General features: G+C 62.0%; 14 protein-coding genes. 3 read left to right on the top strand and 11 right to left on the bottom strand.

What is annotated here, in order from left to right; translation table 11 throughout:
* Nucleotides 1-62 precede the first annotated feature (62 nt).
* From BLV09_RS24700 to sdhC, 9 genes are all read right to left on the bottom strand, one after another.
* Nucleotides 63-299: a hypothetical protein gene (locus BLV09_RS24700; RefSeq protein WP_146689250.1), complete on the bottom strand. Its 237-nt coding sequence runs from the start codon at nt 297-299 to the stop codon at nt 63-65.
* On the bottom strand, nt 300-785 hold the full coding sequence (locus BLV09_RS24695) for a pyridoxamine 5'-phosphate oxidase family protein (protein ID WP_146689249.1): 486 nt from the start codon (nt 783-785) through the stop codon (nt 300-302).
* Nucleotides 786-860: 75 nt separating this feature from the next.
* Entirely contained in the window at nt 861-1,247 is a 387-nt protein-coding gene (locus BLV09_RS24690; RefSeq protein WP_146689248.1) for a VOC family protein, read from the bottom strand.
* A 25-nt stretch (nt 1,248-1,272) separates the two neighbouring features.
* Nucleotides 1,273-2,133 (bottom strand): FkbM family methyltransferase, encoded by an 861-nt coding sequence (locus tag BLV09_RS24685; RefSeq protein ID WP_244548818.1) that lies wholly within the window; start codon nt 2,131-2,133, stop codon nt 1,273-1,275.
* A gap of 90 nt (nt 2,134-2,223) precedes the next feature.
* Nucleotides 2,224-4,359 (bottom strand): hybrid sensor histidine kinase/response regulator, encoded by a 2,136-nt coding sequence (locus BLV09_RS24680; RefSeq protein WP_146689246.1) that lies wholly within the window; start codon nt 4,357-4,359, stop codon nt 2,224-2,226.
* Between the two features lie 198 nt (nt 4,360-4,557).
* Nucleotides 4,558-5,340, bottom strand: a complete 783-nt coding sequence (locus tag BLV09_RS24675; protein WP_146689245.1) for a succinate dehydrogenase iron-sulfur subunit — start codon at nt 5,338-5,340, stop codon at nt 4,558-4,560.
* Between the two features lie 24 nt (nt 5,341-5,364).
* Nucleotides 5,365-7,209, bottom strand: a complete 1,845-nt coding sequence (sdhA, locus tag BLV09_RS24670) for a succinate dehydrogenase flavoprotein subunit (protein WP_146689244.1) — start codon at nt 7,207-7,209, stop codon at nt 5,365-5,367.
* 3 nt (nt 7,210-7,212) lie between these two features.
* Nucleotides 7,213-7,620: a succinate dehydrogenase, hydrophobic membrane anchor protein gene (sdhD, locus tag BLV09_RS24665; RefSeq protein WP_100384877.1), complete on the bottom strand. Its 408-nt coding sequence runs from the start codon at nt 7,618-7,620 to the stop codon at nt 7,213-7,215.
* Nucleotides 7,617-8,015, bottom strand: a complete 399-nt coding sequence (gene sdhC / locus BLV09_RS24660) for a succinate dehydrogenase, cytochrome b556 subunit (protein ID WP_100384876.1) — start codon at nt 8,013-8,015, stop codon at nt 7,617-7,619. The genes sdhD and sdhC overlap by 4 nt, the downstream gene beginning before the upstream one ends.
* Nucleotides 8,016-8,259: 244 nt before the next feature.
* Between sdhC and BLV09_RS24655 the strand changes: the two genes are divergently transcribed.
* Nucleotides 8,260-9,111: a sulfite exporter TauE/SafE family protein gene (locus tag BLV09_RS24655; RefSeq protein ID WP_167559095.1), complete on the top strand. Its 852-nt coding sequence runs from the start codon at nt 8,260-8,262 to the stop codon at nt 9,109-9,111.
* Nucleotides 9,112-9,128: 17 nt separating this feature from the next.
* Nucleotides 9,129-10,118, top strand: a complete 990-nt coding sequence (locus tag BLV09_RS24650) for an ABC transporter substrate-binding protein (protein ID WP_146689242.1) — start codon at nt 9,129-9,131, stop codon at nt 10,116-10,118.
* A 34-nt stretch (nt 10,119-10,152) separates the two neighbouring features.
* Here BLV09_RS24650 and BLV09_RS24645 read toward each other — a convergent pair whose 3' ends face one another.
* Nucleotides 10,153-10,641, bottom strand: coding sequence for a DUF3658 domain-containing protein (locus tag BLV09_RS24645; protein WP_146689241.1), 489 nt, complete (start codon nt 10,639-10,641; stop codon nt 10,153-10,155).
* A 21-nt stretch (nt 10,642-10,662) separates the two neighbouring features.
* Nucleotides 10,663-12,183, bottom strand: a complete 1,521-nt coding sequence (locus BLV09_RS24640; RefSeq protein WP_146689240.1) for a malonate--CoA ligase — start codon at nt 12,181-12,183, stop codon at nt 10,663-10,665.
* Between the two features lie 120 nt (nt 12,184-12,303).
* Between BLV09_RS24640 and BLV09_RS24635 the strand changes: the two genes are divergently transcribed.
* Nucleotides 12,304-13,068: an SDR family oxidoreductase gene (locus BLV09_RS24635; protein WP_146689239.1), complete on the top strand. Its 765-nt coding sequence runs from the start codon at nt 12,304-12,306 to the stop codon at nt 13,066-13,068.
* Nucleotides 13,069-13,342 lie beyond the last annotated feature (274 nt).

The raw sequence follows: 13,342 nt of genomic DNA, 5'->3' as shown, positions 1-13,342 counted from the left end.
TAAGCGCTTGTTCATTGCGCATTCAGGAGCAGACTTAGCTCAATGGGCTTAGTTCGGGGCTTTTATGTTGTTTCCTGCAACCCATCGATCGCAGGGTTGGGCGTGGTCGGTCTTTGTGGTCCGCGCACCGGCAACTCATCGGGAATCTTGCCGGGCAGTTCGTCAGGCCGTGGTGATTCGCCGGGCTCGCGCACCGGCGGCGGTATCTCCGGGCTGGGATTGCCCGGAGGATCCTCTTGCGGCGGCTCCGCTGGATTACCTGGAGTAGCCGGCGGTATTTCTGGAGGCTCGATCGGCATCTACAGCGCCACTTTACGATTGTCACCCAGATCGGGACGTGAACCGGTCACGGCGGCAGCCGCCATTTTCACATAGCTGATGACCGCGCCGGGCGCGTCCCAGAATTCGGCATCGTCAGGCGTGATCTTCAAAACGCGGATGTTCGGATCGTCGGCGCTGTTCCACCATGCCTTTGCCGGCGTCGAAAACAGCTGCTTGATCTTGCCGCGATCGTTGGAGACGACGGCGGTGCCAGTGACGGAAACATATTTCTGATCGCTGGCATTGGCGAAGGAAAGATTGATGCCGGGATTGCGCGCGATCTCTTCGTCCTTGTGACGCCGCGCATCGGTCAGGAAATAGATCGCGTTGGTGTCGCGCTCCAGATAAGCGCTCATCGGTCGGGCGCGAAGCTTGTCCCCGTCATGGGTCACTAGCATCGCAAAGCCAATCTTCTTCATCAGTTCCCAGGCACGATCTACATCGCGCGCGTTGTCATTGGCCATGTTTCGCTCCGTTATGATCCAAGCGATAACGGAGCGGCTGCGGCGATGTTCCTCGTTGTGACTGGATGGAACCGGTTATTCCGGAATGTGGCACACCGCCTCAATGTTGTGGCCGTCGGGATCGAGCACGAAGGCGCCGTAATAGTTGGGATGATAATGGGCGCGAATGCCGGGCGCGCCATTATCGCGTCCGCCTGCCGCCAGCGCGGCCTTGTAGAACGCGTCAACCGTGGCGTGATCCCTGGCGAGGATCGCGACATGCAGCGGCTTGTTCAATCCGCCTTCGCCGCCGATCCAGAAATCCGGTTTGCCATTGGCGCCGAAACCGGCCGCGGGATCGTGACCGCTTTGTTCCTGCGTCACTTCCATGATGAGGCTGTAGCCGAGCGGCGCCAGCGCCTTGGTATAAAAGGCCTTGGCACGTTCGTAATCAGAAACCGGAAAACCGACATGGTCGATCATCAAAGTCTCCCGTCTTGGTCGTAACCTATTGTTTCACCAGCAGCGTGTTGCTCCGCGTCCTGCCGGTCTCGGCGTAACCGCGCGCGCGCATGTCCGCAATGCAGTCGTCGAGCCATTCGTTCTGCGACAGATGTTCAATCACCACCGCATTCGGCCACAGCGATGGCGGCGCTTCCTTGAAGAAGCCGGTCAGAACGCGGTCCTCATAGCCCTCGACATCGATCTTCAGTGCATCGAGGTGGGTGACGTCGGCGTCGCCGAGGATGCGCTGCAGCCGCAATGACGGCACCTTGATGGCATTGCCGGTGCGCTCGCCGCTGACGATGTGGCTGGCGCCGAGATTGTCGCCGTCGGTTTCAATCATCAGCTCGCCATCGGAGGGACCCGCGGCGGCCGCGACCAGGACAACGTGCGCGAAGTCGGATGCCGCACGGTTGAACGCCAGCCGCGCGTGGGTGATGGGATGCGGCTCGATCGCGATTATTTTTCCGTTTCGGCCGACGTGACGCGCCAGCGCCATCGCATAGGTGCCGACATTGGCGCCGACATCGACGAACACGCCGCCGGCGGGCGTATGCTTTCGCAGAAAATCCAGTTCTTCGAGATTGTAGTCGGGATTGAACAGGGCGCCGCGCTCGGTGGCGCTGGCCTGATGGTAGAATCGAAACGACGCGCCCTGGTATTGGACGTCGACGGGACCGGCGCGCAACAGATTGACCAGCCGCGACAGCATCGGACGGAACGCGCCGCGCTTCAGCCGCGAGCGTTGCGCGAGCGAGATGACCGCCTGCTGCGCAGCGTTGGGCGCGAATGCGCCAAATGGCGGCGCAGCGAGATCGTTGGCCGCGGTCGTGGTGTTGCCCGGCGGTAGCGTCGACGTCGTCAAGAGACCCTCTTGGAGCTTGCGGAAACTCCGCATGCATAGCCGGTTTTGCTGATGACTCCAACGCCGCTGCGTCCGGCCGGCAAATCTTGATTACTCTGCGGCCCCGCGCTTCAAAACCCTCCACCGGGCTACCTTATGGAGCACGCGCGTGAGCTGCTCGATCGAATATGGCTTTTGCAGAAGCTCGAAGCCGTAGCTGCCATTCTGCGACAGCACATGGCTGTAGCCACTCGTCAGCACCACGGGCAGGTCGAAGTGGCGGCGGATTTCCCCGGCGAGATCGATACCGGTCATGCCGGGCATCACCACGTCGGTGAAGACCACGTCGAACCGGTCGGCGTGCCCGGTCAGTTCCGCCAGCGCCTGCGTGGCGTTGCCGACCAGCGTGATAACGTAGCCGAGTTCGGTCAGTGCGTGGGTCGCGAACGCTCCGACCTCGGCATTGTCTTCAACCACGAGAACCGACATGCCGTGGCCATCGGCTTGCGGCACGTCCTCGACCGGAACTTGCTGCGCGCGGTCGTCGCCGGAGACGCGCGGCAAATACAGGGTGAAGGTGCTTCCCTTGCCCACTTGGCTCGCCACCATCACCTCGCCGCCGGACTGCTTGGCGAATCCGAACACCTGCGACAGGCCCAGCCCCGTGCCCTGGCCGACTTCCTTGGTGGTGAAGAACGGCTCGAAGATGCGTCCGAACTGCTCCTGCGGAATCCCGATCCCGGTATCCTCGACGGACACGGCGACATAACCGTGTGCACCGTCCGCGTTGGCGGAAGAGCCGGGCAGGTTCGTTACCGTGCCGACCTTGATGCTGAGCCGTCCCTTGCCGCTCATGGCGTCGCGCGCATTGACCGCCATATTGATCAGCGCGGTCTCGAATTGGCCTGCGTCGGCGTCGATGAAGCAGGGCTCATCCGGAACATCAGTGACGATCTCGATCGGCGAGCCTGCCAGGGTTCCGACGATTTCGGTCAGTGCCTTCACGCATTGGCCGACGTCGAACACTTCCGGCTTGAGGTTCTGCCGCCGGGCGAAAGCCAGAAGCTGGGCCGTGAGCTTGGCTGCGCGCGCAACGGTATCCGAGATCGCATCGGCATAGCGCAGCCGCCGCTCCTCCGGCAGGCCGGGCCGTCGCAACAGATCGGCGGACGCGCCGATCACCGTCAGCAGATTGTTGAAATCGTGCGCGACGCCACCGGTCAACTGGCCCAGCGCTTCGAGCCGCTGGCCGTGCTTGAGCGCTTCCTCGGCCTCGAGCCGTTTGGAAGCCTCGGCATGAAGGTGGCGCGTTCGCCGCAAGGCAAGGAGCAGAAGCAGAAACAACAGCGCCGTGGCCGGCACACCGAAAATCAGATGCTGGCTCATGGTGGCCAGCCAGCGCGCGCGAATGGCGGATGTCGCCAGACCCGCGCTGACATAAATCGGATATTCGGCAAGCTTCTGATAACCAAGGCGGCGTTCGATGCCGTCGGCCGCGGAGGTCACGGTAACGAGGCCCGACATCGGGTTCTCGGCGATCTTGTGCCTGATGGGGCCGTCGCGATCGATGTTGACGCTGTTGTCGAGCACGGGAAAGCGGGCCAGCACCGTTCCGTCGGTCAAACCGAGTGCGAAGAAGCTGCCTTCGTCGCGGCCGATCCTGGCGTAGAAATTTTCGAAATATTCCGGGAGCACGGAAGCCTGGATCACGCCGGCGAAGCTGCCGTCCTCGGTTTGTCGGCGGCGGCTGACGCTGAAAAATGATGCGCCCTGATAGGGCGCGCGTGGCGTCAGGGCCCGGCCGATGAAGATTCCGGCGTCGCGGGCGACGTGAACCCTGAAATAATCCCGATCTGAAAAATCGATGTCGGGAGCAGGAAATGCCAGGCTGTTGACCAGCGCGCCGCCATGCGCGTCGAAAATCCATGCGGACTTCATTTGCGGCAATGAATCGGCAAGCTGCTTCAGCCGCGCGTGGAATGCCTCCTCGCGGGATTTGATGGCGGTGTCCGGGACGCCGCGAATCATCTCGTTGATTTCGGACAGGCTGCGATCGATGGTCTCGAACACCTTCAGCGCGTGTTCCTGGGCGACGTCGAGGGCGCGCTCGATTTCGCGGTCGGCGATTTTTTGCGTGGAAACGTAGGAAACCGCCGAGGCGAAGACGAACAGGGCAATCGGGAGGGCCAGCGAAGCCGCCATCATCCATTGCAGCAGTCTCAGCGAATTGCGTTGCTCGGTCTGCACAGCCGCTCCGACTCTGCAGCAGAGCTTACCCAATCTATCGCAGGCCACAAAGCGCGACGATGCGATGGAACCGCTGCGCGCTACCCTTCGCCAACGCGGGCGCGCCTGTGCCAATCGTTAAAGCTTGAGGAAAAGGCCGCTCTTTCGGGGCGTCGCCAACATGGCGACGCGGGCGGCGGATAAAGCCGGAGTTTTGCGCTAGATCTGGCGCTCGACCATCTTCAGCTTGAGCTCGGCAATGGCCTCGGAGGGATTCAAACCCTTCGGGCAAGCCTTGGCGCAGTTCATGATGGTGTGGCAGCGATACAGCCGGAACGGATCCTCGAGATTGTCGAGCCGCTCGCCGGTAGCCTCATCGCGGCTGTCCTTGACCCAGCGCGTGGCCTGCAGCAGCGCGGCGGGGCCGAGGAAACGTTCGCTGTTCCACCAATAGCTCGGGCAGGAGGTCGAGCAGCAGGCGCAGAGAATGCACTCGTAAAGCCCGTCGAGCTTTTCGCGATCCTCGTGGCTCTGCTTCCATTCCTTCTGCGGCGTCGGCGTGGTGGTCTTCAGCCACGGCTCGATCGAGGCGTATTGCGCATAGAAATTGGTCAGGTCGGGCACGAGGTCCTTGACCACCGGCTGGTGCGGCAGCGGATTGATCTTCACCGCGCCGTCCTTCACGTCGTGCATCGACTTGGTGCAGGCCAGCGTGTTCTGGCCGTCGATGTTCATGGCGCAGGAACCGCAGACGCCTTCACGGCAGGAACGGCGGAAGGTCAGCGTCGGATCGATATGGTTCTTGATCCAGATCAGGCCATCGAGAACCATCGGGCCACAATCGTTGATGTCGATGTAATAAGTATCGACGCTTGGATTTTTGCCGTCGTCCGGATTCCAGCGATAGACGTTGAATTCGCGCGTTTCGGTCGCGGCCGCCGGCTTCGGCCAGCTCTTGCCGCCCGTGATCTTCGAATTTTTCGGCAGTGCAAATTCAACCATGCTTTCAAGCCTTCGCAGTCGTTATCAATACACCCGCGCCTTCGGCGGGATGTATTGAACGTCATTGGTCATGGTGTAGTCGTGCACCGGTCGATAATCGACAGTGGTCTTGCCGCTATCGTCGATCCACGCCAGCGTGTGCTTCATCCAGTTCTTGTCGTCGCGGTCGGGAAAATCCTCGCGCGCGTGCGCCCCGCGGCTTTCGGTGCGGTTCGCCGCCGAGTCCATCGTCACGACCGCCTGCACGATCAGATTGTCGAACTCCAGGGTTTCCACCAGATCCGAATTCCAGGTCAGCGAACGGTCGGTCACCGAGATGTCGCCGATGCCGCCATACACCTTATGAATCAGGTTTTGCCCTTCATGCAGGATCTCGCCGGTGCGGAACACCGCGCAATTGTTCTGCATCACATGCTGCATGCTGTCGCGCAGCTTCGCGGTCGGCGTGCCGCCCGACGCATAGCGGTAATGGTCGAGCCGTCCGAGCGCCTTGTCGGCGGAACCTGCCGGCAACTCCGGCTGCTTGCCGTTCGCCATCAGCTTCTCGGCACAGCGCAGCGCCGCGGCGCGGCCGAACACCACGAGATCGATCAGCGAGTTGGAGCCGAGACGGTTGGCGCCATGCACCGAGACGCAGGCGGCTTCGCCCAGCGCCATCAGCCCCGGCACGGTGGCGTTGTCGTCGCCGTTGAGCTTGGTCAGTACTTCGCCGTGAAAATTGGTGGGAATGCCGCCCATATTGTAGTGGACCGTCGGCAGGATCGGGATCGGCTCACGGGTGACGTCGACATTGGCGAAGATCTTCGCCGATTCGGAAATGCCCGGCAGCCGTTCCTGCAGCACCTTGGGATCAAGATGGTCGAGGTGCAGGAAGATGTGATCCTTCTTCTTGCCGACGCCGCGGCCTTCACGGATTTCGATCGTCATCGCGCGAGACACCACATCGCGCGAGGCGAGATCCTTGGCGGAGGGGGCATAGCGCTCCATGAAGCGCTCGCCTTCCGAATTGACGAGATAGCCGCCTTCGCCGCGCGCGCCCTCGGTGACAAGGCAGCCCGAACCGTAGATGCCGGTCGGGTGGAACTGGACGAATTCCATGTCCTGCAACGGCAGTCCGGCGCGCAACGCCATGGCGCCGCCGTCACCGGTGCAGGTATGCGCCGAGGTGCAGGAGGCGTAGGCGCGGCCATAGCCGCCGGTGGCGAGGATCGTGGTCTGGGCGCGGAAGCGATGCAGCGTGCCGTCATCGAGCTTGAGCGCGATCACGCCACGGCAAACGCCCTGGTCATCCATGATCAGGTCGATGGCGAAAAACTCGATGTAGAATTCCGCCTGATGGCGCAGCGCCTGGCCGTACATCGTGTGCAGCATGGCGTGGCCGGTGCGGTCGGCCGCAGCGCAGGTGCGCTGCGCCTGGCCTTTGCCATAGTCCAGCGTCATGCCGCCGAACGGCCGCTGATAGATCTTGCCGTCCTCGGTGCGCGAGAACGGCACGCCCCAATGTTCCAGCTCATAGACGGCGTCGGGCGCGTTACGCACCATGTATTCGATGGCGTCCTGATCGCCGAGCCAGTCCGACCCCTTGACGGTGTCGTACATATGCCAACGCCAGTCGTCCGGATGCATGTTGCCGAGCGAAGCCGAGATGCCGCCCTGGGCCGCGACCGTGTGTGAGCGAGTCGGAAACACCTTGGTGATGCAGGCGGTGCGTAAGCCGGCCTCGCTGCAGCCGACCACGGCGCGCAAGCCGGCGCCGCCGGCGCCGACCACCACGACGTCATAGGTGTGATCTTCGATCGGATAGGATTTTCCATTGGTGGCGGGGCCGCCACCGCCATTTGCGGCTTTCCCGTTGCCCTCGGCGGCCATGGGCTACACTCCAGATGACAGTTTGAGGATCGCGTAGATCGAGGCCAGCGCCACCGCGATGCAGAAGAAATTGTTGGCCATGACGACGGCGAGCTTCAGCGCTTCGTTGTGCACGTAGTCCTCGATCACGACCTGCATGCCGATTTTCATGTGCCAGGCGCTGGCGATGATGAACAGCAGCATGATGATGGCTATCGGCGCCGAGCCGAGAATTTGCGCCGCGCCGGCCTGGTTGCGGCCGAGCAGCATCATCACCACCACGATGACGGGCACGATCAGAAGCACCATCGCGACCGCCGTGAGGCGCTGGCGCCAGAAATCGGAGGTGCCGGAATGCGAGGCGCCGAGATAGCGAACGCGCGAAAGCGGCGTGCGCATCGATTTTGTGCCGGGAGAGTCTGGCGTGCTCATCGGCCGCCTCCGATCACGTAGGCGACGATCCACAACAGCACGGTAAGCGAAACCCCGCCGATCAGCGCGCCCCAGGTCAGCGCTTCCCGCTCATTGGCCTTGAAGCCATAGCCGAGGTCCCAGACGAGATGCCTGACGCCGCTGAGGAGGTGATGCATCAGCGCCCAAGTATAGCCGAATACGATCAGCCGCCCGATGAAGCTGCCGGTAAAGGCCTGCACATTGGCGTAAGCGGTCGGACCGGTCGCGGCAGCGATCAGCCACCACGCCAGCAAAAGGGTACCAAAATACAGCGCGATGCCGGTGGCCCGGTGGACGATGGACAGCGCCATCGTCAGCGTCCAGCGATAGGTCTGCAGATGCGGTGAAAGCGGACGTTCGATCCTGGCGGTCATCGGCGGCTTTTATAGTTGGCGGGCCCGCGCAAGGCCCTTCGGGGATCGCAGTAGATGAATTCTATTTACGAACTCGAAACAATGAGTGCAACGGCGAAAATCATCAATTGCGAACCACGGTTCACACCTACGGATGAGCCCTGCAATAGCAGGCATTGACAACCATTACGGCTGCTGATGGCTGGTATACCTGAAGCACGATTCACGAACGCGCGGCTCACGGCGCGGAGTGGGGGCAGGGATGGTGATCGCGGGGCTTGAGGCCTCCGAGCTTCTCGAATTGGCGTTGCTGCTGGTGGCGGTGGGCGCCTTGTCGGGGTTTCTCGCCGGGGTATTCGGGATTGGCGGTGGCGCGATCCTGGTGCCGGTATTTTACGAATGTTTCCGGCTCGCCGGGGTCCCGCTCGAAGTGCGGATGCCGCTGTGTATCGGAACTTCGCTCGCCATCATCATTCCGACCTCGATCCGCTCCTATCGCGCCCATCGCGCCCGCGGCGCGGTCGACATGGAAATCCTGAAATCATGGTGGCTGCCGGTGCTGATCGGCGTGATCGCCGGCAGCATCACCGCGCGCTATGCGCCGGAGCGGCTGTTCAAGATCGTGTTCGTGGTGGTGGCCTATTCGGCGGCGGCACGTCTGTTGCTGGCGCGCGAGACCTGGAAGTTCGGCGACGACCTGCCGCGCGGGCCGCTGATGAAGGTCTATGGCCTTTTCATCGGGATTCTGTCCACCCTGATGGGCGTCGGCGGCGGGCTGTTCTCGAATCTGCTGATGACGTTTTACGGCCGGCCAATCCATCAGGCGGTCGCGACCTCGTCGGCGCTGGCGGTACTGATCTCGATTCCCGGCGCGCTCGGCTATGTCTATGCCGGCTGGCCGGCCGCGGCGCATTACCCTGATGTCGCCGCGCTGCAATTGCCGTTTGCGCTGGGCTATGTGTCGCTGATCGGTGCGGTGCTGGTGATGCCGACCAGCATGTTGACCGCGGGGCTCGGCGTTCGGGTCGCGCATGCCATGTCGAAGCGCACGCTGGAAATAGCCTTCGGTTGTTATCTCTTTATCGTCGGTGGCAGGTTTATGATAAGTCTCCTGTAGGGCAGTGAGAGACTTTCATGAAGCGGCGAGAATTCATCACGATTCTCGGAGCGGGGCTGGCAGGTGCGCCGTTGGCGGGCCATGCGCAAGCCGACCGGATGCGGCGGCTCGGCGTGCTGATGAGCACGAACCAGAGTGATCCGGTGGCGCAAGCCCGTGTCGCGGCATTCCGCGACGGCCTCGCGCAGTTGGGCTGGAACGAGGGGCGCAATCTCGCCATCGAATGGCGCTGGAGTGGCGGCGACCTCGCACGGACGCGAGAATATGCGGCGGAATTGGTGAGCCTGGCGCCGGATGTCCTGCTCAGCAATGGCACGCCGGCCACGGCGGCGTTGAAGCAGGCGACCACGACCATTCCGATTGTATTTGCCGTGGTCAACGATCCCGTGGCGCAAGGTTTTATCGCCAACATGGCCCGTCCCGGCGGCAACATCACCGGTTTTTCCTTTCTCGAATATTCGATGGTCGGCAAATCGCTGGAAATGCTCAAGCAGATTGCGCCGAAGAGCACCCACGTCGCCGTGCTGTTCAATCCCGACACGTACCCTTATTACGAAATTCATCTGAAATCGTTCGAAGCCGTTGCGAAGCAGCTTTCACTCGATCTGTCGGCAGCGCCCGCGCGCAACGCAACGGAGGTCGACAACGCCATCGCAAAGCTCGGGCGAGAGCCGGGCAGCACGCTGTTGGTGACGCCTGATCCGTTCATGCTGGTTCACCGCGATGTCGTGATACGCGCCGCCGCGAAACATCGCGTTCCCGCGAGTTACTCCTATCGGCAGAACGTCAAGGAGGGCGGGCTCACGTCATATGGCGCCGACGCCACCGACATTTTCTTCCGCTCGGCGTCCTATATCGACCGCATCCTGAAAGGGGCTTCTCCCGGCGACCTTCCGGCGCAGGCGCCGGTCAAGTTCGAGATCGCGATCAACGTCAAGACTGCCAAGGCGCTTGGCCTCGACATTCCCACCGATCTGCTCGTGCTCGCCGACGAGGTGATCGAGTAAGAACGTCTACGGCGTTACGGTGCGGGATCACCCCTCAATGTTTTAATCGTACTTCGCTATGGCGCCATTTGCGAAGATCACCCTGGCTATCGAGGCGATCAGATTCAGCCAGCGCCTGAATGCGGGCCCCTAGCACCTCGTCACCAATCGGTAAGGCGCGCTCCTTGCAACGCCCCACGGCCTTGCCGACGACCATCGCCATCTTCTGCCATCGAGAGGTCAGGAGCGAAAAGATGATCGAATCGATGTCGGCCTCGGATACGGAGTCCGGCAGCGAAACATCGTCCCAGCGAAGGAAACTGCTGACGACGGCGGGCTCCTGGGGCGGCTTCAAAGCAGGATGCCTGTCATAAACCGCCTGCAACAACTCGAAATGCAGCGTGGTAAGAATATCCCCGAGCGGCACCGCAAGCGCCGCTCGATCTTCCTTGCTCAGGCCAACAAGGACTACGCTTGCGCGATCGATGGCATCAGCAGCATCCAGCAAATGTCTTTGGATCTCAGCGGCCTGCTCTTTGTCCATATCCAGCGCCCGCGCGGCACGTCACTTCGGCTTGGCGTAGATGTCCGAATAGGTGTTGCGCAAAATATTCTTCTGCACCTTGCCCATGGCGTTGCGCGGCAATTCATCGACGACGAACACCCGCTTCGGCATTTTGAACTTTGCCAATCGCCCTTCGAGTGCCTTTAGCACCGAGGCCTCGTCGACCTCAGCGTCCTTGGTGCAAACCAACACGGCGGTGACGCCCTCGCCGAAATCCGCATGCGGCACGCCGATCACGGCGGATTCGACCACGCCCGGCATGGCGTCGATCTCGCTTTCGATTTCCTTCGGGTAGACGTTGAAGCCGCCCGATATCACGAGGTCCTTGCCGCGGCCGAGGATGTGCACATAACCGTTGGTGTCGATCTTGCCGAGATCGCCGGTGACGAAAAAGCCGTCGTCGCGGAATTCCGCCTTGGTCTTTTCCGGCATCCGCCAATAGCCCTTGAAAACGTTCGGGCCCTTGACCTCGATCATCCCGATGCTGTCGCGCGCCAATTCCTTGCCGGTTTCGGGATCGGTGACGCGCACGGATACGCCGGGCAGCGCATGGCCGACGGCGCCGGGCACGCGCGCGCCGTCATAGGGGTTCGATGTGTTCATGTTGGTTTCGGTCATGCCGTAACGTTCGAGCACGGCGTGTCCGGTGCGCGCTTCCCATTCGCGGTGGGTATCGGCCAGCAGCGGCGCGGAGCCCGAAATGAACAGACGCATATGCTTGGTGGCTTCGCGCGTCAGCGCCGGGCTTTGCAGCAGCCGCGTATAGAAGGTCGGCACGCCCATCAGCACGGTCGCGCGCGCCATCAGCTTGATGATCAGCTCGGGGTCGAATTTCGGCAGGAAGATCATCGAGGCGCGGGCGAACAGCGTGACGTTGCTCGCCACGAACAATCCGTGGGTGTGATAGATCGGCAGGGCGTGGATCAGCACATCCTTGTCGGTGAAGCGCCAATAGTCGACCAGGCTGTAGGAATTCGACGCCAGATTGTCATGCGTCAGCATCGCGCCCTTGGACCGGCCCGTGGTGCCTGAGGTGTAGAGGATCGCGGCGAGGTCGTCGTTGGCGCGTGCGACGGTGGTAAATTCCGCCTTCGCCTTGGCCGCCGCATCGGTCAGCGATCCCTTGCCGTCGGCGCCAAGCGTCATGACGCGAGCGCCAACCTTGGCCGCGATCGCACTAATGCCTTCGGCCTTGGCGGGATCGCAGACCACCACCGAGGGCTCGGCGTCGGTGATGAAATATTCAAGCTCGTTCAGCGTATAGGCGGTGTTGAGCGGCAGATACACCGCGCCGGCGCGCACCGTCGCCAGATAGAGCACAAGGCCGGCGACCGACTTCTCGGTTTGCGCTGCAACGCGGTCGCCCGGTTTGACGCCGTTCGACACCAGCACATTTGCCGTTTGCCCGGCCCGGGCGATCAGATCGCCATAGCTGATGTGCTCGCCATCGAGCGTTTCGATTGCGAGGCGGGCTGGATTGTCGAGGCTATCGAACAGGCGGGAAAACAGATTGGTGTTCATGATGGTTTTCTGGGATGTGTTCATGCATCATTAAAGGGCGCGGCTGCATCCGATCGGCCGCAGAACCTCACGGCGCTCATTAGCAAAAACGCCCTTCACAAAGCAACGGAGACAGTTTGCATGACAAATAGCGGGAAACGCGTGGCCTGGGTGACGGGTGGCGGCAGCGGCATCGGCGAAGCCGGCGCGGAGGCCTTGGCCGCGGATGGCTGGACCGTGGTGGTTTCGGGGCGTCGCAAGGATGCCCTGGACGGCGTGGTGGCGAAGATCACGAAAAGTGGCGGCAAAGCCGAGGCGATCGCGCTGGATGTCAGCAACAAGGCCGGCGTCAACAAGGCCGCAGAGCAGATCCTCGCCAAGCACGGCCGCATCGATCTCCTGGTCAACAGCGCCGGCATCAATGTTCCGAAGCGCAGCTGGGCCGACATGGAACTGGAAGGCTGGGACAAACTGGTCGAGATCAACCTCAACGGCGTGCTCTATTGCATGCGCGCGGTGCTGCCGGCGATGCGCGAGCAAAAGGACGGCTGCATCATCAACGTGGCGTCCTGGGCCGGCCGTCATGTGTCGAAAATGCCGGGCCCGGCCTACACCACCACCAAGCATGCGGTGCTGGCGCTGACTCATTCGTTCAACATGGATGAATGCGTCAACGGCTTGCGCGCCTGTTGCCTGTCGCCGGGCGAGGTGGCGACCCCGATCCTGAAGCTGCGGCCGGTGGTGCCGAGCGAAAAAGAGCAAGCCAGGATGCTGCAACCCGAGGATCTCGGCCGCACCATCGCCTTTGTCGCGAGCATGCCGCCGAGGGTCTGCATGAACGAAATCCTGATCAGCCCGACGCATAATCGCGGGTTCATCCAGACGCCGGCCAATCGGGAGCAGTGATTTTTTGTAGTTGCCTTAATCGTCCCGGCGTTGGCCGGGACGATTAACCATTTCACACGATGATTTCGTTGAGCAGCCGATCGGAATGCGCAGGCAGCATCATCGTCACGCCGATGCCAGCGCGACCATCAGCAACGGAATGCAGCGACGCTGATGCCGGATGATGCGTCCAGAGAAATCCGCACACGATCTGCGACGAAATTAGTTTCAGAAATCACGATAATTTATTTCCGAAACCGGCCGAGCCACCTCCCGTAGCTCGGTTCAACGGCGC

Source organism: Bradyrhizobium canariense, assembly GCF_900105125.1.
Lineage (GTDB): Bacteria > Pseudomonadota > Alphaproteobacteria > Rhizobiales > Xanthobacteraceae > Bradyrhizobium > Bradyrhizobium canariense_A.
The sequence above is the reverse complement of the archived record's forward strand: the minus strand, read 5'-3'. Positions and strand labels throughout refer to the sequence as shown.

What these genes read in the sequence shown, in the direction of transcription:
- BLV09_RS24700 (WP_146689250.1), bottom strand. Translation starts at nt 299, where the DNA reads ATGCCGATCGAGCCTCCAGAAATACCGCCGGCTACTCCAGGTAATCCA.
- BLV09_RS24695 (WP_146689249.1), bottom strand. Translation starts at nt 785, where the DNA reads ATGGCCAATGACAACGCGCGCGATGTAGATCGTGCCTGGGAACTGATG.
- BLV09_RS24690 (WP_146689248.1), bottom strand. Translation starts at nt 1,247, where the DNA reads ATGATCGACCATGTCGGTTTTCCGGTTTCTGATTACGAACGTGCCAAG.
- BLV09_RS24675 (WP_146689245.1), bottom strand. Translation starts at nt 5,340, where the DNA reads ATGGTTGAATTTGCACTGCCGAAAAATTCGAAGATCACGGGCGGCAAG.
- sdhA (WP_146689244.1), bottom strand. Translation starts at nt 7,209, where the DNA reads ATGGCCGCCGAGGGCAACGGGAAAGCCGCAAATGGCGGTGGCGGCCCC.
- sdhD (WP_100384877.1), bottom strand. Translation starts at nt 7,620, where the DNA reads ATGAGCACGCCAGACTCTCCCGGCACAAAATCGATGCGCACGCCGCTT.
- sdhC (WP_100384876.1), bottom strand. Translation starts at nt 8,015, where the DNA reads ATGACCGCCAGGATCGAACGTCCGCTTTCACCGCATCTGCAGACCTAT.
- BLV09_RS24650 (WP_146689242.1), top strand. Translation starts at nt 9,129, where the DNA reads ATGAAGCGGCGAGAATTCATCACGATTCTCGGAGCGGGGCTGGCAGGT.
- BLV09_RS24645 (WP_146689241.1), bottom strand. Translation starts at nt 10,641, where the DNA reads ATGGACAAAGAGCAGGCCGCTGAGATCCAAAGACATTTGCTGGATGCT.
- BLV09_RS24640 (WP_146689240.1), bottom strand. Translation starts at nt 12,183, where the DNA reads ATGAACACCAATCTGTTTTCCCGCCTGTTCGATAGCCTCGACAATCCA.
- BLV09_RS24635 (WP_146689239.1), top strand. Translation starts at nt 12,304, where the DNA reads ATGACAAATAGCGGGAAACGCGTGGCCTGGGTGACGGGTGGCGGCAGC.